At 65.8% G+C, this 24,878-nt stretch carries 21 protein-coding genes; 19 read left to right on the top strand and 2 right to left on the bottom strand.

Annotation, left to right across the window (positions count from 1 at the left end; genetic code table 11):
- Positions 1–153 precede the first annotated feature (153 nt).
- On the bottom strand, positions 154–1,029 hold the full coding sequence (locus MTX35_RS05745) for a ribokinase (RefSeq protein WP_243594049.1): 876 nt from the start codon (positions 1,027–1,029) through the stop codon (positions 154–156).
- Between the two features lie 93 nt (positions 1,030–1,122).
- Between MTX35_RS05745 and MTX35_RS05740 the strand changes: the two genes are divergently transcribed.
- The 9 genes from MTX35_RS05740 to MTX35_RS05700 all read left to right on the top strand — a co-directional run bounded on the left by MTX35_RS05740 (position 1,123) and on the right by MTX35_RS05700 (position 13,988).
- Entirely contained in the window at positions 1,123–2,388 is a 1,266-nt protein-coding gene (locus MTX35_RS05740; RefSeq protein ID WP_243594048.1) for an aspartate aminotransferase family protein, read from the top strand.
- The gene (locus tag MTX35_RS05735) at positions 2,385–5,297 is read left to right on the top strand and encodes an FAD-binding and (Fe-S)-binding domain-containing protein (RefSeq protein ID WP_243594047.1); all 2,913 of its coding nucleotides are present in this window, start codon (positions 2,385–2,387) and stop codon (positions 5,295–5,297) included. The genes MTX35_RS05740 and MTX35_RS05735 overlap by 4 nt, the downstream gene beginning before the upstream one ends.
- Complete coding sequence (locus MTX35_RS05730; RefSeq protein WP_243594046.1) at positions 5,294–6,769, top strand: NAD-dependent succinate-semialdehyde dehydrogenase; 1,476 nt, start codon at positions 5,294–5,296, stop codon at positions 6,767–6,769. The genes MTX35_RS05735 and MTX35_RS05730 overlap by 4 nt, the downstream gene beginning before the upstream one ends.
- A gap of 15 nt (positions 6,770–6,784) precedes the next feature.
- On the top strand, positions 6,785–7,498 hold the full coding sequence (locus MTX35_RS05725) for a GntR family transcriptional regulator (RefSeq protein ID WP_243594045.1): 714 nt from the start codon (positions 6,785–6,787) through the stop codon (positions 7,496–7,498).
- Positions 7,499–7,721: 223 nt separating this feature from the next.
- A complete protein-coding gene (locus tag MTX35_RS05720; protein ID WP_374230247.1) occupies positions 7,722–8,900 on the top strand; it encodes a M24 family metallopeptidase in 1,179 nt (392 codons plus the stop codon).
- A gap of 2 nt (positions 8,901–8,902) precedes the next feature.
- Positions 8,903–10,261 (top strand): PLP-dependent aminotransferase family protein, encoded by a 1,359-nt coding sequence (locus MTX35_RS05715; protein WP_279395702.1) that lies wholly within the window; start codon positions 8,903–8,905, stop codon positions 10,259–10,261.
- Entirely contained in the window at positions 10,258–11,487 is a 1,230-nt protein-coding gene (locus MTX35_RS05710) for a M20 family metallopeptidase (RefSeq protein WP_243594043.1), read from the top strand. Before MTX35_RS05715 ends, MTX35_RS05710 begins: the two co-directional genes overlap by 4 nt.
- A 114-nt stretch (positions 11,488–11,601) precedes the next feature.
- Positions 11,602–13,029 (top strand): MFS transporter, encoded by a 1,428-nt coding sequence (locus MTX35_RS05705; protein ID WP_243594042.1) that lies wholly within the window; start codon positions 11,602–11,604, stop codon positions 13,027–13,029.
- 2 nt (positions 13,030–13,031) lie between these two features.
- Entirely contained in the window at positions 13,032–13,988 is a 957-nt protein-coding gene (locus MTX35_RS05700; protein ID WP_243594041.1) for a D-2-hydroxyacid dehydrogenase, read from the top strand.
- A 4-nt stretch (positions 13,989–13,992) separates the two neighbouring features.
- Here MTX35_RS05700 and MTX35_RS05695 read toward each other — a convergent pair whose 3' ends face one another.
- A complete protein-coding gene (locus MTX35_RS05695) occupies positions 13,993–15,111 on the bottom strand; it encodes an NADH:flavin oxidoreductase/NADH oxidase (protein WP_243594202.1) in 1,119 nt (372 codons plus the stop codon).
- Positions 15,112–15,224: 113 nt separating this feature from the next.
- Here MTX35_RS05695 and MTX35_RS05690 point away from each other — a divergent pair, with 113 nt between their 5' ends.
- The 10 genes from MTX35_RS05690 to MTX35_RS05645 all read left to right on the top strand — a co-directional run bounded on the left by MTX35_RS05690 (position 15,225) and on the right by MTX35_RS05645 (position 24,869).
- Positions 15,225–16,502 carry a glutamate-5-semialdehyde dehydrogenase gene (locus MTX35_RS05690; protein ID WP_243594040.1) on the top strand — a complete coding sequence of 426 codons (1,278 nt, stop codon included), beginning with the start codon at positions 15,225–15,227 and terminating at the stop codon, positions 16,500–16,502.
- 45 nt (positions 16,503–16,547) lie between these two features.
- The gene (locus tag MTX35_RS05685) at positions 16,548–17,429 is read left to right on the top strand and encodes a MoxR family ATPase (protein WP_037193103.1); all 882 of its coding nucleotides are present in this window, start codon (positions 16,548–16,550) and stop codon (positions 17,427–17,429) included.
- 1 nt (position 17,430) lies between these two features.
- Complete coding sequence (locus MTX35_RS05680) at positions 17,431–18,846, top strand: VWA domain-containing protein (RefSeq protein ID WP_243594039.1); 1,416 nt, start codon at positions 17,431–17,433, stop codon at positions 18,844–18,846.
- A gap of 107 nt (positions 18,847–18,953) precedes the next feature.
- Positions 18,954–19,667 carry a nicotinate-nucleotide adenylyltransferase gene (nadD, locus tag MTX35_RS05675; protein WP_243594201.1) on the top strand — a complete coding sequence of 238 codons (714 nt, stop codon included), beginning with the start codon at positions 18,954–18,956 and terminating at the stop codon, positions 19,665–19,667.
- Positions 19,664–20,053: a ribosome silencing factor gene (rsfS, locus tag MTX35_RS05670; protein ID WP_008715432.1), complete on the top strand. Its 390-nt coding sequence runs from the start codon at positions 19,664–19,666 to the stop codon at positions 20,051–20,053. The genes nadD and rsfS overlap by 4 nt, the downstream gene beginning before the upstream one ends.
- Positions 20,050–20,703, top strand: coding sequence for a histidine phosphatase family protein (locus tag MTX35_RS05665; protein ID WP_243594038.1), 654 nt, complete (start codon positions 20,050–20,052; stop codon positions 20,701–20,703). The genes rsfS and MTX35_RS05665 overlap by 4 nt, the downstream gene beginning before the upstream one ends.
- A complete protein-coding gene (gene octT, locus MTX35_RS05660) occupies positions 20,690–21,442 on the top strand; it encodes a diglucosylglycerate octanoyltransferase (protein WP_243594037.1) in 753 nt (250 codons plus the stop codon). The genes MTX35_RS05665 and octT overlap by 14 nt, the downstream gene beginning before the upstream one ends.
- Positions 21,439–22,287 carry a DegV family protein gene (locus MTX35_RS05655; protein WP_243594036.1) on the top strand — a complete coding sequence of 283 codons (849 nt, stop codon included), beginning with the start codon at positions 21,439–21,441 and terminating at the stop codon, positions 22,285–22,287. Before octT ends, MTX35_RS05655 begins: the two co-directional genes overlap by 4 nt.
- A gap of 108 nt (positions 22,288–22,395) precedes the next feature.
- The gene (locus MTX35_RS05650; protein ID WP_243594035.1) at positions 22,396–23,280 is read left to right on the top strand and encodes a ComEA family DNA-binding protein; all 885 of its coding nucleotides are present in this window, start codon (positions 22,396–22,398) and stop codon (positions 23,278–23,280) included.
- Positions 23,277–24,869, top strand: coding sequence for a ComEC/Rec2 family competence protein (locus tag MTX35_RS05645; RefSeq protein WP_243594034.1), 1,593 nt, complete (start codon positions 23,277–23,279; stop codon positions 24,867–24,869). Before MTX35_RS05650 ends, MTX35_RS05645 begins: the two co-directional genes overlap by 4 nt.
- Positions 24,870–24,878: the final 9 nt, after the last annotated feature.

Genomic DNA, 24,878 nt, shown 5'->3' with positions numbered 1-24,878 from the left:
TCGTACTCTGCAGCTCGAGCGAATCAGCGAGAGTCGATCCGGATTCCGAATCGATGCCGGCCGACACGGGACCCGTGCACCCTGCACCTCGATTCCGAGGCCATCACGGTAGGCGCGTCCGTCTCGGCAGTCGGGGTTCGTCGACGTTCGGGCCTATCGTCGGGTGGCCGCGTCCCGCACTGCGTCGATCTCGTCACGAGTGCCCGAGGATGCGCTCGCGCCCGGTCTGGTCGCAGCGAAAGAGCCCGCGGCGCAGGCCCATTCGACCGATGCGCGCGGTCCGCTGAACCAGGACGCGGCCAGGGCTCCGGCGAATGCGTCGCCGGCACCGGTGGTGTCGACGGCGTCGACGCGTGGCGCGGAGACCTCGAACGATTCCGTGCCGCGGTATCGGGCGCCCCGTGCACCGAGTGTGGTGATCACGTGGGGCACCTCGTTCACCCGGTGTCCGAGACGAGCTTCCTCGGCTTCGTTGACCACCAGTACCTCGGTGGCTGCCACCAGTGCGTCGGGCAGATCCCGCACCGGCGACGGGTTCAGCATCGTCACCACGCCGCGAGAGCGTGCGTACTCGAATGCGGCGACCACGGTGTCCAGGGGAATCTCCAACTGACACAGGAGGATATCGGCCTCGGCGATGACTGCGAGGTCGTCTTCGGTGAGGTCGCGCACGTGTTGGTTGGCCCCGGGAACGACGACGATGCTGTTCTCGGCCCGATCGTCGACGGTGATGGCGGCGATGCCGCTCGAACCCGCTGCCGTACGTAGTGCGCGGTCGTCGACGCCCGCGCTCGAGAGGGTGTGTCGCAGTGTCGCTCCGAATTCGTCGTCCCCGACCGCTCCGATGAACGTCACCGGAACGCCTGCCTTCGCGGCGGCGATGGCCTGGTTGGAGCCTTTGCCGCCGGGTGACGTGGTGAACGATGTTCCGAGCACGGTTTCGCCGGGATCGGGCAGGGACGGCGTCCGGGTGATCAGATCCATGTTGACGCTGCCGAGCACGACGATGCGGGGGTTCGAGGCGGGCATCGCCGAACTGTAGCGCTCCGCTGGTTGCTCCGATCCACAGCTGCCAATTGCAGATTGTTGACAATCCGAATCTGTTCGGTGACGATGGCAGACATGACAGCGTCGACTCGCACCCACCTCAGCCCGGCACTCAAGCAGGCGACTCCGATCGTCGTCGATCACGGAAAGGGCAGCTGGATCATCGGTACGGACGGGCGCAAGTACCTCGACTTCACCACCGGGATCGGCGTCACCAGTACCGGTCACTGCCACCCGCGCGTGGTCGAGGCTGCCCGAGAGCAGGTGGGCAAGATCATCCACGCGCAATACACGACCGTCATGCACCAACCACTGCTCGCGTTGACCGACAAGCTGGGCGAGGTGTTGCCCGCCGGGCTGGACAGTGTCTTCTATGCGAACTCCGGCTCAGAGGCCGTCGAGGCATCGATTCGGTTGGCGCGCATGGCGACCGGACGGCCCAACATCATTGCGTTCCACGGGGGATTCCACGGACGCACGGTGGCGGCGGCGTCGCTGACCACCGCGGGCACCAAGTTCCGTTCCGGATTCTCGCCGATCATGGGCGGCGTGCACATCGCGCCGTTCCCGTACGCCTTCCGGTACGGCTGGGACATGGACACCGCAGTTGCGTTCGCGCTGAAGGAACTCGACTACCTGCTCATGACGATGTCCAGTCCCGCCGATACCGCTGCGTTCATCATCGAACCGGTACTCGGCGACGGCGGCTACCTGCCCACGCCTCCCGAGTTTCTCGAGGGACTCCGCGAACGCGCGGACACCCATGGCATCGTCCTCATCGTCGACGAGGTGCAAGCAGGAGTCGGCCGCACCGGCAAGTTCTGGGGGCACCAGCATTCGACGATCACACCCGACATCGTCATCACCGCAAAAGGCCTGGCCAGCGGCTTCCCCATCTCCGCTATCGCGGCATCGACCGAGTTGATGGGCAAGGCGTGGCCCGGATCGCAGGGCGGAACCTACGGCGGCAACGCCGTCGCCGCTGCGGCGGGTGTCGCGACGCTCGATGTCGTGCGCGAGGAGGGACTGGTCGCGAACGCGGCAGCGCAGGGCGACGTTCTGCTCGACGGCCTGCTCGCACTCAAGTCGGAGCACGCTGCCATCGGCGATGCACGTGGACTCGGCTTGATGCAGGCACTCGAATTCGTCGACGGCGCAGGAAATCCGGACGCTGCGGCCGCCCTGCGCGTACAACAGGGTGCGATCGACGAGGGGCTGTTGTTGCTCACCTGTGGTGCGCTCGGCAATGTGGTCCGGATCATCCCGGCGCTGATCGTGAACGACGACGAGATGCGGCAGGGCCTCGACGCGTTGTCGCGCACGCTGAAGAACGTGCTGTGACGGCTGCTTCCGTTCGGTCTCCAGTTCCGGCACTCGTGCAGCGCGTGCTGGAATTGGGCATCGAGATCGACGACTCGTCGCGGCGGCTCGCCGAGTACTCCTACGACGCGTCGAACTACCGAATTCCGCCTGCGGCCGTCGTCTTCCCGCGCAGCGCCGACGACGTTGCTGCCGTAGTGGTTCTGTGCGAGGCCGCGGGAGTGCCGGTCATCGGTCGCGGCGGCGGAACGTCCATGGCAGGCAACGCGATAGGCCGCGGAATCGTGCTCGACTTCTCCCGCCACATGAATCGCGTGATCTCGGTGGACACCGACTCGCGGACAGCGGTGGTGGAACCGGGAATCGTGATCTCGGAGTTGCAGCGGGAGCTGGTGGCGCGTACGTCGGGGTCGTTCACGTTCGCCCCCGACCCGTCCAGCAAGACACGCGCGACAGTAGGCGGGGCTGTCGGTAACGACGCGTGCGGCAATCACTCGGTGCGATACGGCCGGACGGCCGACCACACGGTGGCCTTGGACGTGGTCACCGCCGACGGGCATCTTCTTCGCGTGACCCGTAGCGGTGTGGAGGCAGTGAATTCGGAGCATTCGGCAGCAACCGATGCGGCCGAACGTATTTCGCGCGAGCTGCACTCGCTGGCGGCGGACAACCTCGCTCTCTTCAGGGTGGAGTTGGGCCGCATACCGCGACAGGTCTCCGGATTTCATCTGTCGCATCTACTGCCCGAGAACGGATTCGACGTCGCCCGTGCGCTCGTCGGCAGCGAGGGCACGTGCGCGGTGATCGTCTCGGTCACCGTCGCCGTCGTACCCGTTCCTTCGGCCGCGTTGTTGCTTTGCCTCGGATACGACGATGTGGTGGCTGCTGCAGCCGACGTGACGGCCATTCTCGAGTTCTCGCCTGCCGCGGTGGAGGGTATCGACGACAACATCGCGCAGACGATGGAGTACCGGCGCGGACCGGATTCCATCCGCGGTCTGCCGGCGGGAAACGCCTGGCTCTACGTCGATCTCGACGGAGCCGACACCGCCGAGGTGGAGGACAAGGCCGCTCGTCTGCTCGAGGCGCTCGGCCGCCTCGGCCGCGTCAAGGAAGGCCGCATCGTCGCCGACCCGGCCGATCGAACAGCGCTGTGGCGGGTACGCGAGGACGGCGCCGGTTTGGCGACCCGCCTGTCCAGTGGGGTCGAGTCCTGGGGTGGCTGGGAGGACGCGGCCGTCGCACCCGAGAACCTGTCCGCTTATCTCGCCGATCTCAATTCGCTTCTGGCCGAGCATGATCTGACGGGCGTGATGTACGGGCACTTCGGTGCGGGGTGCATGCACGTGCGCATCACGTTCGATCAGCGCACCGATGCCGGGCGTCGAGTGATGTACGACTTCCTGCGCGCCGCCGCGCGGGTGGTGGTCAAGCACGGCGGCAGTCTGTCCGGTGAGCACGGTGACGGCCGGGCCCGCTCGGAGCTGTTGCCGGTGATGTACTCACCCCGCATGCTCGACGCGTTCGCGCGGTTCAAGCGCATCTGGGATCCACGCGGGATTCTCAACCCGGGGTCGATCACCGACCCCGAACCGATGATGGACAACCTCATGTTGCAGGGCATCCCGAAGCGGGAATGGAAGACGACCTTCGATCTGCACCAGATCGGAACGCGAGAGGATCTGGATCCTTTCGTTCACGCCACCCAATCGTGTGTCGGTGTCGGTAAGTGCCGCACCACCTCCGGAGGCGTCATGTGCCCGAGCTTCCGCGCGACGGGCGACGAAAAGGATTCCACCCGTGGCCGCGCCCGGGTACTGCAGGAGATGGTGCGCAGCTCGCCGACCGTCGCCGACGGGTGGGCCTCGAAAGACGTGGCCGAATCGCTCGACCTGTGCCTGTCCTGCAAGGCCTGTTCCTCGGACTGCCCGGTCGGAGTCGACATGGCGACGTACAAATCGGAGTTTCTCGATCATCACTACGCGGGTCGGGTGCGACCACTCTCGCACTATTCGCTGGGCTGGTTGCCTCGCTGGCTCAAGGTGACGCAGCGAACGGCACCCCTGCTCAATCGTCTGCTCACCCCGCGCATCGCAGCGTTGGCCGCTCGACTCGGTGGGCTCACCACCGAGCGGCCGCTGCCCCGATTCGCATCGGTGAAGGAACTGGCTCGCGAAGTCCGTGTAGGAGGTGGCCGCGACGCCGATGTCGTGCTGATCGTCGACACGTTCACCCAGGGTTTTCGACCCGAGGTCGCGGGCGCGGCGCAGCGCGTGCTCGAGGATTCGGGTCGCAGCACCGACTGCCGGACCGACGTGTGCTGCGGGCTGACCTGGATTTCGACGGGTCAGCTCAAGGCCGCCCGCAAGCACCTCACGAAAGCCGTTGCCGCTCTAGACGACGGCACCGACCGACCCATCGTCGTCACCGAACCGAGCTGTGCGGCGGCGTTCCGCAAGGACATGCCGGAGCTGGTTCCCACTGCGGCCGCGAGACGGGTCGCGGCGCGGGTGCAGAGTTTCGCGGGAGCGGTGATCGATCAGGCCGAGACCGGGTGGGCGCCGTCGGGTGAGGTTCCCGCCTCGGTCACCGTGCAGACGCACTGCCACGAATACGCGGTGTTCGGCAACGCCACCCAGCGCACGGCGTTGGCGGCCGTCGGTATCGAGGCGGTACGGGAAGCCACCGGATGCTGCGGCGTGGCAGGCAATTTCGGCTTCGAGAAGCGTCACTACGAGCTCAGCATGGAGGTTGCCGAACAGGCCCTCGCGCCTGCACTGCGCGATGCCGAGCCGGACTCGCCGATTCTGACCGACGGATTCAGCTGCCACATGCAGGTGCGTCAACTCACCGGTGATCCGACGAGCGATGCGTCCGTACACCTGGCGCAGATACTCGACCCACGTTCGACGAAAGGACCGCGGCCATGACCGCCAGTTCGACCTCCAGCCTCACTCGCCCCACCATCTCTGCTCCGACCGAACTGTTCATCGGCGGCGAGTGGACGGCCGCAGCATCGGATGCCCGGTTCGACGTGATCGACCCCGCCAGTGGTGAGGTCATCGCCAGCGTCGCCGACGGCGGCATCGACGATGCCGAGAAGGCCATGGCTGCGGCGGTCGCCGCAGCCTCCGACTGGGCCGCGACGCCGCCGCGGGCACGTAGCGAAATCCTCCGTACCGCATACGAATTGATCATGGCGCGGCAAGAGGAGCTCGCCGCCATCATCACGGCAGAAATGGGTAAGCCGCTGGCCGACGCTCGCGGTGAGGTGGCGTACGGTGCAGAGTTCTTCCGCTGGTTCTCCGAGGAAGCGGTGCGCATCTCGGGCGATCACACCCTCACCGGTGATGGCAAGAACCGCATCGTGGTCACCCGCGCACCGGTGGGGCCGTGCATCCTCGTCACTCCGTGGAATTTCCCCCTGGCCATGGGAACTCGCAAGATCGGCCCGGCCTTGGCGGCCGGCTGCACCGTCGTGTTCAAACCCGCCGAACAAACGCCGCTGACAGCGCTGGCGCTCGCCCGGATACTCGAGGATGCGGGTGTTCCGACAGGAGTGGTCAACGTTGTGACCACCACCGACGCGTCGGGCGTGGTGGGCTCGTGGATGAGGGGCGGTGCGGCCCGCAAGATCAGCTTCACCGGATCGACTGCCGTGGGCAAGATCCTGCTCGAGCAAGCTGCGTCGACGGTGATGCGCACGTCGATGGAACTCGGCGGCAACGCACCCTTCATCGTCATGGACGACGCGGACGTCGGACGCGCTGTCGACGGTGCCATGGTCGCCAAGATGCGCAACATGGGGGAGGCATGCACCGCGGCCAACCGGTTCTTCGTACACCGCAGTGTCACAGCGCAGTTCGCGGAGCAGCTCGCCGAGCGCATGGGTGCGCTGACGGTGGGGGCCGGTAGTGCGCACGGTACCGAGGTGGGTCCGCTGATCGACGACGCGGGCCGCACCAAGGTTCAGACACTCGTCGACGACGCCCTCGGGCGTGGCGCGCGTGCCGTCGTCGGGGGAGCGGCTCCGGACGGACCCGGCTACTTCTATCCGCCGACCGTCCTCACCGACGTCGATGCGGCGTCGGATCTGATGTCGCAGGAGATCTTCGGACCGGTGGCCGCAATCGTCCCGTTCGACACCGAGGACGAGGTGATCGCCCTGGCGAACGACACCGAGTGGGGACTCGTCGGGTATGTGTTCACCCAGGACATCGACCGGGCTCTACGGATGGGGGAGCGCCTGGAGGTGGGCATGGTCGGTCTCAACACCGGGTTGGTCTCGAATCCGGCTGCGCCGTTCGGTGGCGTCAAACAGTCCGGACTCGGCCGCGAGGGCGGAAAAGTCGGAATAGACGAGTTTCTGGAGTACAAATACTTCGCCATTCCCCGAGGCTGAGAGAGGTTTTCGATCATGCCCAGTTCGAGACGATTGACGCCCATCGACGCACGCAACACGTCGATGGTCATTGCCGACCAGATTCGCGACCGCATCATCGACGGGTCCTACGCTCCGGGGGAGCAGATCAACGAGGCCAACGTCGCTGCGGAACTCGAGATCTCGCGGGGACCGGTGCGGGAGGCGCTGCAGCGCCTCAATCAGGAGGGGCTGCTCGTCAGCTACCGGAATCGAGGCGTGTTCGTCGTCGAGCTGAGCAGTGAGGATGTCACCGAGATCTACGAATCCCGCGCGGCGATCGAGGTCGGTGCCGCATGGACTCTGGTGCACGGGGATCGCGCCCACTTGGTGTCGGTGGCCGACGAGCTCTCGGCCATCGTGATGCAGATGCAGCCGTTCATCGATCGCGCAGATTGGCGAGGTCTTGCCGAACGAGATCTGGCGTTTCACACCGCCCTGGTCGGGGCGACGCGTAACAGCCGGATGTCGCGAATGTACGCCACGCTCGCTGCGGAGGCGCGTATCTGCATGGCCAACCTCGAAACCGCGTACTACCGGCCCGAGGCGTTGGTGGAGGAACACCAGCTGATCGTCGACCTGTTGCTCGGTTCGGATTGGGACGCATTGGAAAAGGGCGTGCACGAGCACATGGACACCGCTATCCACGACCTGACCCGTGCCATGGTCGAGGAGCAGGCCGAACACTCGGCTTTGGCCACGCCGGGATAGTCACCGGCCCCGCAACACAGCATTTACATCCGAAGTCTTGCGCACCCCTCACATCAGCGCTTAGCCTGATTGTCAACAATCTACTAAATCGACCCCATCGAAGGGGGTGCCCGTGAACGACTCACCCGACGCCGCCTACGTCACCGCACTCGGACCCGACGAGACCACAGGACGGGCCGCTCCCGGCCTGGCTCGGTACCCCGATGTTCCGAACAGCACGCCGATCACGTTCACCGACGAGGAGTACGCCGCCCGGCTCGCTGCCGTCCGAGAGCGGATGGCAGCGCAGCACCTCACGGCGCTGATCGTCACCGATCCTGCCAATCTCTACTACCTGCTGGGGTACAACGCGCTCTCGTTCTACACCCCGCAGATGCTGTACGTGCCTCTCGACGGCGAGATGTACTTCTTCGCCCGTGAGATGGACGCCAACGGAGCGTTTCGCACGTCGTGGCTGCCGCAGGATCGGACGTTCGGCTACCCCGAAACCTTCGTGCAGCGCAAGGACACTCACCCCTTCGTCTGGGTTGCCGCGAAGCTGCGTGAACTGGGACTGGTGAACAACTTCGAGCACGGCCAGGTGGGTCTGGAGATGGACTCGTACTACTTCAGTCCCAAGGCATTCGAGGCCTTGGTGAAGTCGCTGCCCGAATACCGCTTCACCGACTCCTACGAGCTCATCAACTGGGTACGTGTGGTCAAGTCGCCCGCGGAGATCGCCCTGATGCGCGGTGCCGCGACGGTCTGCGAAGCAGCGATGTCGGCTGCGTACCAGTCGATCTCGGTCGGAGAACGGCAGTGCGACGCGGCCGCCGCCATCATGAACGCACAGGTGCGCGGCACCGCGGAGTTCGGCGGCGACCATCCGGCCATCGTGCCGATGCTGCCCACCGGAGCCGGAGCCGACACCCCGCATCTGACCTGGTCGCACCAACCCTTCGTGCGGGGCGAGACCACGGTCGTCGAACTGGCCGGGGTGTTCCGGCGCTACCACATCCCGATGGCACGCACGATCGTGCTCGGAAAGCCAAGTCCGCGTTTGGATTACCTCGCCAAGTCCACCGGAGAAGCATTGAACGACGTGCTCGCGACCGTGCGGGCCGGCGTCACCGCCACCGACCTGGCACAGGTATGGAACACGAGCTTGGCCAAGCACGGACTGCACAAGCCGTCGCGCATCGGCTACTCGATCGGCATCGCCTACGCACCCGACTGGGGTGAGCGCACCGTGAGCCTGCGAACCGACGACGAGACGGTACTCGCCGAGAACATGACCTTCCACATCATCGGCGGAATGTGGATGGACGACTACGGATACGAGGTATCCGAGGCCGTTCGCGTCACCGAGAACGGCCTCGAAACCTTCACCGCGTACCCCCGAGAACTACTGACGAAGGAGTGAGCATGACCGCATCCACCCAAGGTCGTTCCGCAGGCTCCACTCCTGCCCCAACCGGTCGTTCCGCAGGCTCCACTCCTGCCACCCAAAATCGTTCCGCAGGCTCCACTCCTGCCGCAAAGGGTCGTTCCGCAGGCTCCACTCCTGCCATTCCCTGGGCCCTGCGAACCGACAAGCTGGTGGGGTCCGTGATCGACTCGTCGACATCGCTCCTCGCCGCACAGAAACACGACATCGTTCGATTCGCAATGGGATCGCCTGCGGCCGAGACGGTTCCGGCTGCGGCGTTCACCGAGATCGCCGGCAGTGTGCTCACCGCGGACGCGTTCGACTACGGTGCCACCGAAGGCGACCCCGGCCTGCTCGATGCGTTGCTCTCCTATCTCGATTCGGTGGGCGAACCCACGTCCGAGGAGCGCGTGGTGATCACCTCCGGCGGAATGCAGGGGCTCGACATCGCATGCAAGTTGTTCATCGATCCGGGTGACCTGGTGATCGTCGAAAGTCCCACGTACACCAACGGAACCGCCACCGTGCTCAGCTACGGAGGCGACATTCTCGAAGCCCCGATGGACAGTGACGGCCTCATCGTCGAGGCGTTGCCCGAGCTCGTCGAGCGCGCAGGTCGACTACCGAAGATGATCTACGTCATCCCCAACTTCCAGAACCCGTCCGGGGTCACCCTGTCGCTCGAACGTCGACGGCTGCTCATCGAGCTTGCACACCAGTGGGGTTCGGTGATTCTGGACGACGATCCGTACGGCCTGCTCCGATTCTCGGGTGATCCGATTCCCAGTTTCGGCGCGCTCAGTCCGAACGATCCGTTGATCTTCTCGGTACGGACCTTTTCCAAGATGATCGCTCCTGGCCTGCGAGTGGGCTGGGTGGACGCCGCCCCCGAGGCTCGGCACATGATCATCAACGCCAAACAGGCCATGGACACGTGCACCAATCTGCCCGGTCAGCGAATGGTGGCCGAGTACATCCGGCGCGGCCTGCTCGACGAGCATCTTCGATCGTTGGCGTCGGTGTACCTGCCCCGAAAGGTCGCGATGCAGAACAGCATCGACAAGCACTTCGGCGAGTCGATGTCGACGACGGATCCCGAGGGAGGGTTCTTTCTCTGGGCGACGTTGCGCGGCAACGATGTCGACTTCTCGACGCAGGACCTGTTCGAGACGGCGCTGGCCGAGGGAGTGGCCTATATTCCCGGACCGGCGTTGTCGGTGGGCGGTAAGTTCCATGATTCGCTGCGGCTGTGTTTCGCCTCGTCCACTCCCGAACGAATCGACGAGGGAATCAGAAGGCTCGCTGTGGCGGTGGAGAAGTCCAAGCACCTGCTGGCCTCCGACCCCACTCGATGACGGTCACGAGTTCCGAACGGACCCTGCTCGATTCGATAGACGCGCAGGAAATCGCTTCTCTGACTGCGTCATTGATCGACGCGGGCGGTGAGAATCCGGGTGACACCGAAGAGGCGACGGCGAAAGTTCTTGCCGAACACTGTCGGGCACTGGGATTCGACGTTCGGACTGTCGAGGTAGCTCCAGGCAGGCCCAACGTCTTCGTGTCGATCGGATCGGCCAAGCGACCAGGTGTGCTGTTCGTCGGTCATTCCGACGTGGTTCCCGCAGGAACGGGCTGGACCACGGACCCCTTCTCCGCGGTGGTCAGGGATGGCCGCATCGTCGGTCGCGGGGCCTGCGATATGAAGGGCGGCCTGGCCGCGGTGGTGGCGGCGATGGCCGCAGTGCATCGTGCAGGGCTTGCGGACGAGCATCCGATGACTCTGGCCTGTCTGGTCGACGAGGAGGACACCGGCCTCGGTATCCGAGCGTTCGTCGCCGAGGCGGAGCAACGAAATTACAGTTGCTGCGTGGTGGCAGAGCCGACGGACCTGGTCACGATCATCGGGTGCCGAGGTGCGGCGAATATCGAGATCGAAGTTCGGGGCCGGTCTGCGCATGCGGGGCAGCCGCGCAACGGAGCCAACGCCATCTCGGCCGCAGCGCGGATCATCGGGATCATCGAGGGCTCGCAGGCGGAGTTGGATGCCAACCCCGACCCCGATCTGGGCCCGGCCACCTGGAATGTGGGGACGATCGAGGGAGGCACGGGCACCTCGATGGTTGCCGACCGGTGTGTGCTCGCCGTCGACCGTCGGCTCCTGCCGGGTGAGAGCGCTGCCGGTGTGGTCGGCGACCTGCGGTCGCGCATCGAATCGGCGGAACTGACCGGCTCCGGAATCGACGTCGACATCACGATCTCGATGGAAATGCCGGGGTTTCTGACCAGCGTGAACCACGGATTGGTCACCGCCGCAGTGCAATCGGTCCTCGACGCCCGATTTGTACCGAATGGTCGTTCCGCGGGCTCCACTCCTGCCAATTTCACTGACATTTGGACCGCATCGTGCGATGGTGGTTTCGTGGCACAGCAGATGGGTATCGACACCGTCGTGCTCGGTCCGGGGGAGATCGAAAACCAGGCACATCGGCCGGACGAATCGGTGGCCGTGCAGCAATTGACCGACAGCGCAAGGGCGTACGCGTTGATCGCTACCAGAATTGCTGCGCTACCAGGGCTTTAGCGTTGCCGGAGGGGGTTGGCCGAAAGACATGTTCCCTATCGTCGTAATGTCGAACGCTGCGAAGTACCACACCGACGCTCCACTTTGTCCACAAAAGCGAGAGGTATTTCGACCGTGACCGAAAAATCAGGGTCGGCAGCATCGCCGACCGGATATCCCCCGAGCACCGACACTCTGAGCCCGGATGAGACCAAGATCCTGCACCGCGCCATCGGCGGGTCCGCGCTCGGCAATGCCGTCGAGTGGTTCGACTACGCGGTGTACGGCTACCTGGCCGTCTATATCGCCGCGAATTTCTTCCCGTCCGACGACGGGGGAGCGAACCTGCTCTCCACGTTCGCCGTGTTGGCCGCGTCGTTCATCATTCGGCCCATCGGCGGCATCGTGCTCGGCCCGCTCGGCGACCGCATCGGTCGTCAGAAGGTCCTCGTACTGACCGTCACGATGATGACGTTGGCCACGGCGACGATCGGTGTGCTGCCGACATTCGACACCATCGGCATCGCCGCACCGTTGCTACTGCTCGTCTGCCGATTGGTTCAGGGTTTCTCCACCGGTGGTGAATACGGTGGCGCAGCAGTGTTCATGGCCGAATATGCGCCGGACAAGCGCCGCGGATTCTTCGGATCGTTCCTCGAATTCGGAACCCTGGCCGGCACCGTGGGCGGTGCCACCCTGTGCACCCTGCTCAACGTCGGGCTCGGTGACGAGACCATGGAGGCCTGGGGCTGGCGAATCCCGTTCCTGGTGACTCTCCCGTTGGGCATCGTTGCGCTGTGGCTGCGGACCAGGCTGGAGGATTCTCCGGTGTTCGCCGAAGCGAAGGAAGACGGCGGCACGGTGGAAGAGGGTGCAGGCGGAGCCGTCACCTCGCTCAAGGCCACCATGACGTACTGGCAGCGCATCCTGATCCTGATGGGATTCGTCCTGCTACTGAACATCGCCTACTACACGGTGCTGACGTTCTTGCCCTCGTACCTCAGCGACACGTTGGGGCACAGCACGACTCAGTCCAACTTCACCCTCGTGGCCATCATGATCGTCATGATGGCGATCATCAACCCGATCGGTGCCCTGTCCGACCGGGTGGGCCGAAAGCCGTTGCTGCTGGTGGCCTGCGTCGGGTACTTCGTGTTCAGCGTTCCGCTGTTCCTGCTGATCATCAACACCGGACTGATCGGCCAGAGTATCGGCCTGCTCGGTCTCGGAGTGCTGTTGGTCATCATGTGCTCCTGTGTGTCGTCGACTCTGCCAGCGCTGTTCCCCACTCAGGTGCGCTACGGAGCGTTCGCCATCGGATACAACGTCTCGACGGCGCTTTTCGGCGGTACGGCTCCACTGATTCTGACGTTCCTGATCGACCGAACCGGGTCCAATCTGATTCCGGGTTGGTACATGATGATCGCGGCTGCCATCGCCTTCGTTCCGATTCTGTTGATGCCGGAAACCGCAGGCCGCTCGCTTCGCGGAACCCAGTGCCCCGGTGACAACGACGACGAGGTGGCCGCGTCGGGCGTCGAGCTCGTCGGATACAAGAAGTAGCAGTGGCACCGGTCCTCGTCGTGCTGCACGCCGGCGACCTTCCCGACGGACTCGACTCCGTCGCGGAGGTCGCCGACATCCGGTACGCCACCGCCGAGACCCTCGATGACGCTGTCGACGGTGCCGATGCGTTGCTGCTGTGGGACTTCTTTTCTCCCGCAGTCCGATCAGCGTGGCCGCGCTGCGGCTCGCTGAAATGGATTCACATCGCGGCTGCAGGCGTCGACTCGTTGATGTTCGACGAGCTGGTCGATTCCGATGTGATCGTGACCAATTCGCGGGGAGTGTTCGACAGGCCGATCGCGGAGTTCGTGCTGGCGCAGATTCTGGCGTTTGCCAAGGACTCCGAACGTTCGCGCGCACTGCAGCATTCGAAGGTCTGGCAGCACCGCGAGACCGAGCGTATCGACGGTTCCCACGCAATGATCGTGGGCACCGGAGCGATCGGACGCGCCATCGCGAGCTTGCTGACAGCGGTGGGAATGTCGGTCTCGGGAGTGGGCCGCACGGCACGAGAGGGCGACCGAGATTTCGGCACCGTCCATGCCAGTGCCGATCTGGTGTCCGAGGTAGCTCGGGCCGACTACCTGGTGCTGGTCGCCCCGCTGACCGATCGGACGAGGGGAATGGTCGACGATTCGGTACTGGCTGCGATGAAGCCCGGCTCGCGCATAGTGAACGTGGGCCGGGGGGAGTTGCTCGAAACCGACGCATTGCTGGCACACCTGGACAGCGGGCACATCGCAGGTGCCGCGCTCGATGTGTTCGAGACCGAGCCGCTCTCGGCCGACCATCCGCTGTGGACGGCCGAGAACGTGATCGTGACCCCGCACATGAGCGGCGATGCCTCCGGGTGGAAGCAGCGACTCGCAGAAGTGTTCGCCGACAACGCACGTCGGTACTCGCGGGGAGAACCGTTGCTCAACGTCGTGGACAAGAAGCTCGGGTTCGTGGTCTGAACTCTCAGTAGGCCCGCTCGTACTGCGGCGCAACGGCCGGGAGCATCTCGACGCCGAGTTCACGCGCGGCGCGTCGCGGCCAGTACGGGTCACGCAGCAATTCGCGTGCCAGTAGAACAGCCGTTGCCTCACCGAGCGAGACGATGTCCTCGGCCTGCTTCGGTTCGGTGATCATGCCGACCGCGGCGGCGGGCATCGTCGTCTCGTTCTGGATGCGCCGCGCGAACGGAACCTGATAGCCGGGACCGACCGGAATTTTGGCGTGTACGTTGCCGCCGGTGGAGGTATCGACCAGATCGACTCCGTGTTCGGTGAGGATCTGCGACAACGCCACCGTCTGATCCGACGTCCAGCTCGGGGCCTCCAATTCGGCCGCATTTGCACTGTTCTCGGGCTCGTCGAGCCAATCGGTTGCCGACAGGCGAACGAACACCGGAAGATTCTCCGGCCACACCTCACGGACCGCGTCGACCACCTCGAGCAGCAGCCGCGTGCGGCCCGCGAAGTCTCCGCCGTACGCGTCGGTACGAGTGTTGCTGGCGGGCGAGAGGAATTGGTGCAACAGGTAACCGTGCGCACCGTGAATCTCGGCTACCTGGAATCGTGCCTTCAGTGCGCGCTGCGCGGCGGTTCGGAAGTCGTCGACGATTTTCGCGATGTCCTCGGCCGTCGCCTCCCGTGGGGTCGAGTAGTCACCGAATGCCACTGCGGACGGGCCGATGGTCTCCCAGCTCCGTGGATCCTCGGCCGGCAGAGATTTGCCACCCAACCAGGGTGCCGCGGTCGAGGCCTTGCGGCCCGCGTGTGCCAGCTGGATGCCGGGAACGGTACCGAAAGACGAGATCTCGGCGACGATCTTCGCCAGTGCATCGGCCTGACGGTCGTTCCAGATGCCCAGGTCGGACGGGCTGATGCGGCCCTCGGGGCTGACCGCAGTCGCTTCGGTGATGATCATGCCTGCACCGCCGATCGCCCGGCTCACCAGGTGGGTGCGATGCCAGTCGCCCGCGACACCGACATAGTCGCCCGCGTCGTCGGCCGAGTACTGGCACATCGGTGCCATCCACACCCGGTTGGGAAAGGTGACGTCACGCAATGTCAGTGGCTCGAACAGGGCACTCACAGGTCGTTCCTCCGGTCTGTCGGTATCGACGTCGGCGACGTCGGCGATCTCCACGCTGTGCTGCAACGACGCGGCGATGCGGCTCATTCCCGGCCCCCATTAGTGTGTAGTTCATGACTGCTTCCGTCTCGGCCGCATCGGTGACCACGACCGTCGACGAGCGTGAGAACGTGCACTCGGCCGCTCGTCGGGCGCGGATCGCCTCGCGTACGTTGGCGCTGCTGACTACCGCGCAGAAGGACTCCCTGCTGCACGCCGCTGCCGACGCAGTGGTTGCCGCAGCCGAGTCCGTCCTGGCCGCGAATGCGGCCGACATCGAGATCGCACGGGCAGCGGGTACCGACGAGGGGCTGCTGGACCGGCTACGACTGACGGCGTCGCGGATCGACGGCATCGCGGCGGGACTGCGACAGGTGGCCGGGCTACCCGATCCGATCGGCGAGATCATCCGCGGTTCGACGCTTCCCAACGGGCTCGAGATCCGGCAGATGCGGGTCCCACTGGGCGTGGTGGGCATGGTCTACGAGGCACGCCCCAACGTCACCGTCGACGCGTTCGGTCTCGCGTTCAAGTCCGGTAACGCGGTGCTGCTGCGCGGTTCGTCGTCGGCCGCACAGTCCAACACCGCGCTCGTCGATGCCCTGCAGGGTGCGTTGCGCAGTCATGACCTGCCCGAGGCCGCGGTGCAGTTGCTCGGCAGTGCAGACCGCGCAACAGTCACCCACCTGATCCAGGCACGCGGGTTGGTCGATGTCGTGATTCCCCGGGGTGGCGCAGGATTGATCGCCGCGGTGGTGCGCGATGCCACGGTCCCGACCATCGAGACCGGCGTCGGAAACTGCCACGTGTACATCCACTCCTCAGCCGATCCGAACACGGCCGAGAAGATCGTGCTCAACGCCAAGACTCGTCGAGTCAGTGTCTGCAACGCCGCCGAAACCGTGCTGGTCGACGCCGCAATCGCCGAGACCCTGGTGCCGCGGCTGCTGCAGGCATTTCAGATGCACAGCGTCACGGTGCACGGGGACCTGCCCGGGCTCGTTCCCGCAAATGACGAGGACTGGTCGCAGGAGTACCTCTCGCTCGACATCGCGCTGAAGGTCGTGGGCGGCATCGACGAGGCGATCGAGCACATCGACCGGTACGGCACCGGCCACACCGAGGCGATCGTGGCCGCCGACATCGGTGCCGCGCGCGAGTTCACTCAGCGGGTGGACGCGGCCGCGGTGATGGTCAACGCCTCCACCGCGTTCACCGACGGAGAGCAGTTCGGTTTCGGAGCCGAGATCGGTATCTCGACTCAGAAGCTGCACGCGCGCGGACCCATGGGATTGCCCGAATTGACCTCGACGAAATGGACCGTGTGGGGCGACGGTCACGTCCGAGACTGACACCCATCGCCGCATCGCCCAGACCCGATCACCAGGAGCTGTGACATGGATCGTGCCCTACCGACGACACCCCCGCTGTTCGCCAGCGTGGACGACGTCCAGAGGCGTCTCGCCGAGACGGGCTATCTGGCCGACAAGGCCACCGCCACCTCGGTATTTCTCGCCGATCGCCTCGGCAAGCCGCTGCTGATCGAAGGTCCGGCGGGGGTGGGCAAGACCGAACTGGCCCGGGCCGTGGCACAGACGACCGGTGCAGAACTGGTGCGGCTGCAGTGCTACGAGGGTGTCGACGAGGCCCGTGCGCTGTACGAGTGGAACCACGCCAAGCAGATCCTGCGTATCCAGTCCGGCACCGCTGCCGATTGGGACTCGACCAAGCTGGATGTCTTCTCCGAGGAGTTCTTGCTGGCGCGCCCGCTACTGCAGGCCATTCGCCGGACCGATCCCACGGTTCTGCTCATCGACGAGACCGACAAGGCCGACGTCGAGATCGAAGGACTGCTGCTCGAGGTACTCAGCGACTTCGCGATCACCATTCCCGAGCTCGGCACTATCGTGGCCGAGCGGACGCCGTTCGTGGTGCTCACCTCCAACGCCACTCGTGAACTGTCCGAGGCCCTCAAGCGTCGCTGCCTGTTCCTGCACCTCGATTTTCCCGACGCCGACCTCGAGCGCCGGATCCTCGCCAGCCGGGTTCCCGAACTGCCGGAGGCCATCGCCGAGCAGATGATCAAGACCGTGCGGGTACTGCGCGCGATGCAGCTCAAGAAGTTGCCCTCGGTGGCCGAGACCATCGACTGGGGACGCACCCTGTTGGCTCTCGGTATGGACACCCTCGACGACGACGCGGTTCGCTCCACCCTCGGTGTGGTCCTCAAGCATCAGTCGGACCAGGTTCGCGCGGCAGCCGAACTCCGGCTCAACTGACATGCAGGCCCCGCACGGAATCCCCGGTCACCTCGTCGGTTTCGTCGAGGCGCTGCGTCGGCGTGGAATTTCGGTGGGGCCGTCGGAGACGGTCGATGCCGGACGCGTCCTGTCGGTTCTCGATCTGCTCGATCGGGAGGCCGTGCGCGAGGGTCTGGCCTGCGCACTGCTGCGCCGTACGACGCATCGCGGAGTGTTCGACGCCCTGTTCGACCTGTGGTTTCCGGTGGCATCGGGCACCAGGGACTCGGGCCAGATCGACACTGCGCTGCCCCGCACCGATGCGGGCGATGTCGACATCGATGCGCTTCGCGAGTTGTTGGTGGAACTGCTCTCGGACGACTCGGCCGAGGCCGCGGAGCTGACCCAGATGCTGGCGGCGCAGATGGTCGAGGAACTCGGGCAGTACAAGTCCTCCAACGGGCCCTCGTTCTCGGCATACCAGGCCTTGCGCGACGTTGCGCCCGATACGTTGCTGCGCAAGATTCTCGACGGCCTGCTCGGCCGTAGTGACGATGCACCCGATCGTCCCACCGACGACTACGAATCGGAAGTGGCCAAACGGACTGCAGCGCAACGTATCGCAGACCTTCGCACGATGGTCGAGAGCGAGACGAGGCGACGGTCGGCAGAAAAGCTGGGCCGGGAGCGGGTAGCGAGCTACGGGGTCCCCAAGCTCGCGGAGGAGGTCGATTTCCTGCGAGCCTCGGACACGGAGATGGCAGCGCTGCGACGCAACGTCACACCGCTGGCCCGGCTGTTGGCATCGCGACTTGCAGTGCGGCGCAGTCGAAGCAGGCACGGCTCCATCGATCTGCGTCGCACGCTGCGCAAGTCGATGTCCACCGGCGGCATCCCGATCGACCTGGTCGAGCGCAAGCCGCGTCGAGCCCGCCCCGAATTGGTTGTGCTGTGCGACGTCTCGGGCTCGGTGGCAGGTTTCAGCAACTTCACGTTGCTGTTGGTGCACGCGCTGCGAGAGCAGTTCTCGCGCGTGCGGATCTTCGCGTTCGTCGACTCCACCGACGAGGTGACGCGGTTCTTCGATTCCGGGTCCGATCTCGGTGCCGCGATGAGCCGCATCGTCCGCGAGTCCGATCTCGTGACGTACGACGGGCACTCGGACTACGGCCATGCCCTCACGACGTTCGACGAGAAGTACGCGCACGCGGTCACCAGTCGTAGTTCGGTGCTGATTCTCGGCGACGCACGCACCAACTACCGCGATCCGAAGCTGCCTGCGTTGGCGCACATCGTGTCGGTGGCCAAGCATGCGTACTGGCTCAATCCCGAACCGAAATCGCAGTGGGGTTCCGGCGATTCGGCCGCCAAGGTGTACGCCGACGTGATCGCCATGCACGAGTGCCGATCCGCTCAGCAACTCGCCACCGTGGTCTCGCGTCTGCTGCCGGTGTGAGGGGTGTGACGCCCGGTGGTGCCCCGGACGTAGAATCGGCGGTTGTGCAGCGTGAATCCGATCCCGGCGAGACCACCGGTGCGCAGTCCGTTCGTCGTTTGGGCGTGATGGGCGGCACCTTCGACCCGATTCACCACGGGCACCTCGTCGCAGCCAGCGAAGTGGCGAACGAATTCGGTCTGGACGAGGTCATCTTCGTCCCCACCGGAAACCCCTGGCAGAAGGAAGGGAAAACGGTCAGCCCGGCCGAGGACCGCTACCTGATGACCGTGATCGCGACGGCGTCGAATCCCCGATTCTCGGTCAGCCGAGTGGACGTCGACCGGGAGAAGTCGACCTATACCGTCGACACCCTGCGCGATCTGCGATCACAGCATCCCAATGCCGAGCTGTACTTCATCACCGGCGCGGACGCACTCGAATCGATCCTCACGTGGCAGAACTGGGAGGAGTTGTTCGAGCTCGCCAAGTTCGTCGGTGTCTCGCGTCCGGGGTTCGAGCTCGGCGTCGAACATCTCGCCAAGCACCTTCGGTCGCTGCCCGCGGACACTCTCACATTGATGGAAATACCTGCACTCGCGATATCGTCGACGGACTGTCGACGTCGAGCCGGTGAGAATCGGCCGGTCTGGTACCTCGTACCGGATGGCGTCGTGCAATACATCTCGAAGAGAAATCTCTACAGACCACGAGGCGCTCAGCGTCTCGACGGATCCGTCACCATGTCGGAACCAGCGCCCCAGAAGAAGCAACCGGCAGGGTCGGTCACCAGCGCAATGACCGCAAACCCGAGCCATACGAGTGGGAGTACACCGAAGTGACTGCAACAGCCGAAGCCGCCGAGATGGCGCGGATCGCCGCGCTCGCAGCCGACGACAAACTGGCCAGCGACGTGGTGATCCTCGACGTCTCCGATCAGCTCTACATCACCGATTGCTTCGTGATCGCCTCCGCGCCCAACGAGCGTCAGGTCAACTCGATCGTCGAGAACATCGAGGATCAGCTGCGTGAGGCCGGACACAAGCCGGTCCGTCGCGAGGGCACAAGGGAAGGCCGTTGGGCGCTGCTGGACTACTCCGACATCGTCGTGCACGTCCAGCACAACGAGGAGCGCAACTTCTACGCACTCGAGCGGCTGTGGAAGGACTGCCCGACCATCGAGGTTCCCGGTCTCGGACAGCACCCGGCTCCGGAATCGGAGCAATGATCCGACGCCTCATCCTGCTTCGGCACGGTCAGACGGAGTACAACGCCACCGACCGCATGCAGGGGCAGCTCGACACCGATCTGTCCGAGCTCGGCCGCAGCCAGGCTAAGACGGCCGCTGCCGAGCTGGCGACGCGTGAGCCGATCAAGATCGTCTCGTCGGATCTGCGGCGCGCCCTCGACACCGCAACGGCACTCGGAGACGCGTCGGGTGTTGAAGTGTCGGTGGACGAGCGCCTACGCGAAACCCATCTCGGTCAGTGGCAGGGCTTGACCCACACCGAGGTCGACGACATCGCGCCCGGTGCACGGCCGGCCTGGCGCGCCGACGCCACCATTGCCCCACCCGGTGGGGAGAGCCGCATCGACGTTGCCCGACGCAGCGTGCCGCTGGTTCGTGAACTGGCGGCCGGCGTTCCCGAGTGGGGGGCCGACGGCAACCAGCGACCACTCGTCCTCGTCGCGCACGGTGGTCTGATCGCGGCCCTGACTGCCGCGCTGCTCGATCTGCCCACCGAACGCTGGCCGGTGCTCGGTGGCCTCGCCAACACCAGCTGGGTGCAGCTCGGTGTGCACGGACCCGGCGAGAATCCGTCCTGGCGACTCGATGTGTGGAACGCCTCGGCGCAGGTGGCCAGTGACGTCCTCTGACGAGACGACGGCGCGCCCCGCGCTGCTCGTGCTCGCGGACTCGTTGAGCTACTACGGACCCGAGGGTGGGCTACCGGTCGACGACCCGCGATTGTGGCCCAATCTCGTTGCAGCGGAGCTGGGTTGGACGGTCGAGTTGGTTGCGCGCATCGGCTGGACGAGTCGCGACGCGTGGTGGGCACTGACTCAGGATCCGCGAGTGTGGGCAGCGATTCCCCGTGCCGGTGCCGTCGTGCTCGGAATCGGCGGCATGGATTCACTCCCGTCTCCGTTGCCCACCGCCCTACGGGAGCAGATCCGGTACATCAGACCGCCTGCCCTCCGGCGCGTGGTTCGCGCGGGATATCAAGTGGTGCAACCTGTTCTGTCTCATCTCGGTTGGCCGGTGGCCCTGCCGCCGCGGCTGAGCGTCGAGTATCTCGAACAGACCCGCGCCGCACTGGCCTACGTGCGACCGGAGCTCCCCGTCATCGGTACCTACCCGTCGGTGCACCGCTGCGACGCCTACGGCAAGGTGCACTCGGGTCGCGAACCCGCTGTGCGAGCGCTCCGCGCGTGGAGCGCCGAGACGAACGTTCCCATGGTCGATCTGGCCGACGCGGTACGGCCGAACATCGAATCCGAGAACGCGAATCCCGACGGTATCCATTGGGGTTGGGACGCCCATGTCGCGGTAGCGGAGGCGATGCTGGCGGTGCTGCGACCCGTCGCCGCGGAGGCGGTCACTCGAACGCCATGACCGTCACCGTCGTCACCGACTCCTCGTCCTGCTTGCCCGCCGCCCTCGCCGCCGAACGAGGCATCGCGGTGGTGCCACTGCACGTGTTGGTGGACGGAGTCGACCACCGCGAGGGTGTCGACGAGATTCCCGATCAGTCCGCCTCGGGCAAGCAGGTGACCACTGCGGGGGCCTCTCCAGGAGAACTCACCGAGGTCTACGCCGCAGCTCTCGAACGTAGTCGAGGCGCGGGCGTGGTGGCCCTGCACATCTCTCGTGGACTCTCGAGTACCTGGGAGGCAGCGCGCCAGGCCGCCGTGCAGGTGGGCTCCGCCGTCCGAGTCGTCGATTCCGCATCGGCAGGCATGGGACTGGGCTTCGCGGTGCTGGCTGCCGCCGCCACGGCCGCCGGGGGAGCGGAACTGAACGAGGTCTATGGCGACGCCGTCGCCGCGTCGACCACCTCGAGATGCTTCATCGTCGTCGATCGACTCGACCACCTACGACGCGGAGGTCGAATCGGTACTGCCGCCGCGCTGCTCGGGACGGCTCTGGCCATGAAGCCGGTGTTGCACATCAGCGACGGCACGCTCGTGTTGCGGGAGAAGACGCGGACCTCGTCCAAGGCGCTGAACAAGCTGGTCGACGCGGCAGTTGCGGCCGCCACCGAGGTTGGTGACGATTCGGGGGTTGTGCTCGCGGTGCACCACATGCTGTGCCCGGACCGCGCGGAGGACGTCGCCGCGATGCTGGCCTCCCGAATTCCGCAGTCGACCAGCATCGACGTGTATCCCTTCGGTGCCGTCCTCGGTGCCCACGTGGGTCCGGGCGCGGTCGGTGTCGTCGTGGCTCCGGGACGCCGATAGCCGCGTCTATCGCACGGTTCATCCACAGAATCCGGGTTGTGCACAGGGCAATTCCTGGCCTGCGTCCTTCCCGATCGGATCCTCGCGCGCGCAGTAGCGTCCTTCGGCATGGGCGGCAACGACGATCGGGCGCACACGGTGGCGCGATTGAACTCCGTGCGCAGGCAACATGATTCCGACCGCGCTCGCGTCGTGCCCGAGGACCGACGACCCGACGTCGGGTCCACGGAACCGGGGTGGCTGTTGCCGGAAGCACAGCGAACCAGCACGCCGTGGTCGTCCTTGCTGCCACAGCGGTGGAGAGCTGCCCGTGTGGACCCAGGAAAACCGGGGGCACTGGCACTCGCGGCGGCCGGGGTCTTCGTCGTGCTCGTCGCGGCATTCGCGGTGTTTCGAGATGCACCGACACCGGCACCTGCACCACCGCTCGCTGTCGTCGCGACCGACACGGTGGGTATCGATGGCACGGTAGATCCGGGGGACGCGCTAGATCCTGTGTCGAGCGCCGAGACCGAACTCGTGGTCAGCGTCGTCGGTCTCGTGACGCGCCCTGGATTGGTTCGGCTGCAACCGGGTTCGCGCGTCGCCGATGCGGTGGCGGCGGCAGGCGGCGCAGTCGAAGGTGCCGATCTGTTGGCGCTGAACATGGCTGCGCGTGTGGCCGACGGTGATCAGATCGTCGTCGGCGTCGTTCCGTCGGAGGCAGCTCCACCGGTCAGCAGTACGACGTCCGGGATCGGAACACCGATAGCCGGTAGCGGCGGTGCACCGGCCGGTGTCGGAGGTGCCACGTCGGGCGGGACGGTGGACCTCAACGCCGCGACCGTCGCAGAACTGGACGCGTTGCCCGGAGTAGGTCCGGTGACCGCGGCCTCGATCGTGAGTTGGCGAGAGATCAACGGCCGCTTCGCATCTGTGGAACAGCTGTCCGAGGTGGACGGCATCGGGCCCGGCAGACTGGCCAGGATCCGCGACCTGGTGCATGTCGGATGACCACCGCTGCCGCGTCGACCGGTGCGGCGCAGACCGAGGATCGTCTGCCGTTCGACGTGCGGCTGGTTCCGGCTGCCGCCGTGTGCTGGTCGATCACCGCGATCGGAATTCTCGGTGGGCCCGGTGCTGCCCTGGCTGCTACTGCGTCCGCCGTTGCGGTGGTGCTGCTCGTCGGAGTTGCACTGCACCGGTTGTCGATTCGGCTCTCCTGGTCGGGGTCGAGTCGGTTCGGTGCGGCCGCGGTGATCGTGCTGGCATTGTGTTTCGGTGGAGCGATCTGGCTTCAGATGCGGTCGCTGGCCGATCATCCCGTGGCTGCCGCTGCCGAGAACCGAGCGTGGATCACCGCCTCGGTGCGATTGGAGGAGGACCCGCGACGACTGCCGACTCCAGGTCCGTCGATGGTGATGCTGAAGGCCGAGACGACGCGAGTCGACGTGGGCGGCGAGGCGCTCTACGTCGGCGGACGAGTGTCGATCGTGGCACCGGAGGCACAGTGGTCGGCCTTGCTACCGGGCCAGGAGATCACCGTGCGGGGCAGGCTCGGTACGCCGATCCGGCCGGACATGAGCGTCGCTGTGATCCGTACTTCGGGTCCGCCCGTCACCGTGGACGAGCCAGGGGCGATCTCTGCTGCAGCCGGCACCTTCCGGTCGAACCTGGCTGCGGTGGCGCAGAATTCGATGCCACCGGATCGCGCAGGTCTGCTACCCGGTCTCGTGGTCGGGGACGTGTCGCGGTTGGAGGAGACGGTCGCCGAGAACTTTCGGGCGGCCGGACTGACGCATCTGACGGCTGTATCGGGTGCGAATTTTTCCATCGTGATCGGCGCGGTTCTGTTGGTGTTGCGGGGTATCGGACTCGGCCCCCGCGCGACGGTCGTGGTGGCGTTCGTCGTACTCGTGGCGTTCGTGATCGTGGCCAGGCCGTCGCCGAGTGTGGTGCGGGCGGCAGTGATGGGGTCGATCGGTTTGCTGGCGTTGGTCACCGGCCGACGCAGACAGGCGGTTCCAGCGCTGTGCGGCGCGGTGTTGGGTCTGCTTGCATGGTGGCCGAGGCTGGCGGTGGATGTCGGATTCGTGCTGTCGGTGTTCGCCACCGCCGCGCTCGTGCTCGTCGCTCCGGTCTGGGTCGACTGGCTTCGGGCCCGCGGCTGGCCGAGGGCGGCCGCGGAGGTGGTGGCGGTCGCCGCGGCGGCGCACGCGGTGACCGCTCCGGTGGTCGCGGCCATGGCCGGAACGTTCAGCGTGGTGGGCATCGCAGCGAACGTGCTGGTGGCACCGGTCGTCGCACCGATCACGGTGGTGGGCATCGTCACGGCGGTGATCGCCTGCGTCAGCGGTTCGCTCGCGGAATGGGCGGCACAGCTGGCGTCCGCGCCGCTGTGGTGGTTGATCGCCGTGGCAGAGGAGGCTGCGTCGGTGCCGGTAGCGGGCGTCGTCGTCCCCGACGGCATCGGGGGCGCCGCACTGGCAGCATTCGGAACGGCCGCGCTGTTGGTGGCGTTACGTTTCACCGTGTTCAGGTGGCTGGCCGCGGCGGTGGCGATAGCGGCACTCGCGTCGTGGACGGCACACGTGCTGTGGTGATCGCTCGGC

The sequence above is a fragment of the Rhodococcus sp. ARC_M12 genome, assembly GCF_022810385.1.
GTDB lineage: Bacteria > Actinomycetota > Actinomycetes > Mycobacteriales > Mycobacteriaceae > Rhodococcoides > Rhodococcoides navarretei.
This window is presented reverse-complemented; position numbering and strand designations above follow the sequence as displayed.

What these genes read in the sequence shown, in the direction of transcription:
- MTX35_RS05745 (WP_243594049.1), bottom strand. Translation starts at nt 1,029, where the DNA reads ATGCCCGCCTCGAACCCCCGCATCGTCGTGCTCGGCAGCGTCAACATG.
- MTX35_RS05740 (WP_243594048.1), top strand. Translation starts at nt 1,123, where the DNA reads ATGACAGCGTCGACTCGCACCCACCTCAGCCCGGCACTCAAGCAGGCG.
- MTX35_RS05730 (WP_243594046.1), top strand. Translation starts at nt 5,294, where the DNA reads ATGACCGCCAGTTCGACCTCCAGCCTCACTCGCCCCACCATCTCTGCT.
- MTX35_RS05725 (WP_243594045.1), top strand. Translation starts at nt 6,785, where the DNA reads ATGCCCAGTTCGAGACGATTGACGCCCATCGACGCACGCAACACGTCG.
- MTX35_RS05715 (WP_279395702.1), top strand. Translation starts at nt 8,903, where the DNA reads ATGACCGCATCCACCCAAGGTCGTTCCGCAGGCTCCACTCCTGCCCCA.
- MTX35_RS05710 (WP_243594043.1), top strand. Translation starts at nt 10,258, where the DNA reads ATGACGGTCACGAGTTCCGAACGGACCCTGCTCGATTCGATAGACGCG.
- MTX35_RS05690 (WP_243594040.1), top strand. Translation starts at nt 15,225, where the DNA reads ATGACTGCTTCCGTCTCGGCCGCATCGGTGACCACGACCGTCGACGAG.
- MTX35_RS05685 (WP_037193103.1), top strand. Translation starts at nt 16,548, where the DNA reads ATGGATCGTGCCCTACCGACGACACCCCCGCTGTTCGCCAGCGTGGAC.
- MTX35_RS05680 (WP_243594039.1), top strand. Translation starts at nt 17,431, where the DNA reads ATGCAGGCCCCGCACGGAATCCCCGGTCACCTCGTCGGTTTCGTCGAG.
- nadD (WP_243594201.1), top strand. Translation starts at nt 18,954, where the DNA reads ATGGGCGGCACCTTCGACCCGATTCACCACGGGCACCTCGTCGCAGCC.
- MTX35_RS05665 (WP_243594038.1), top strand. Translation starts at nt 20,050, where the DNA reads ATGATCCGACGCCTCATCCTGCTTCGGCACGGTCAGACGGAGTACAAC.
- MTX35_RS05655 (WP_243594036.1), top strand. Translation starts at nt 21,439, where the DNA reads ATGACCGTCACCGTCGTCACCGACTCCTCGTCCTGCTTGCCCGCCGCC.
- MTX35_RS05650 (WP_243594035.1), top strand. Translation starts at nt 22,396, where the DNA reads ATGGGCGGCAACGACGATCGGGCGCACACGGTGGCGCGATTGAACTCC.
- MTX35_RS05645 (WP_243594034.1), top strand. Translation starts at nt 23,277, where the DNA reads ATGACCACCGCTGCCGCGTCGACCGGTGCGGCGCAGACCGAGGATCGT.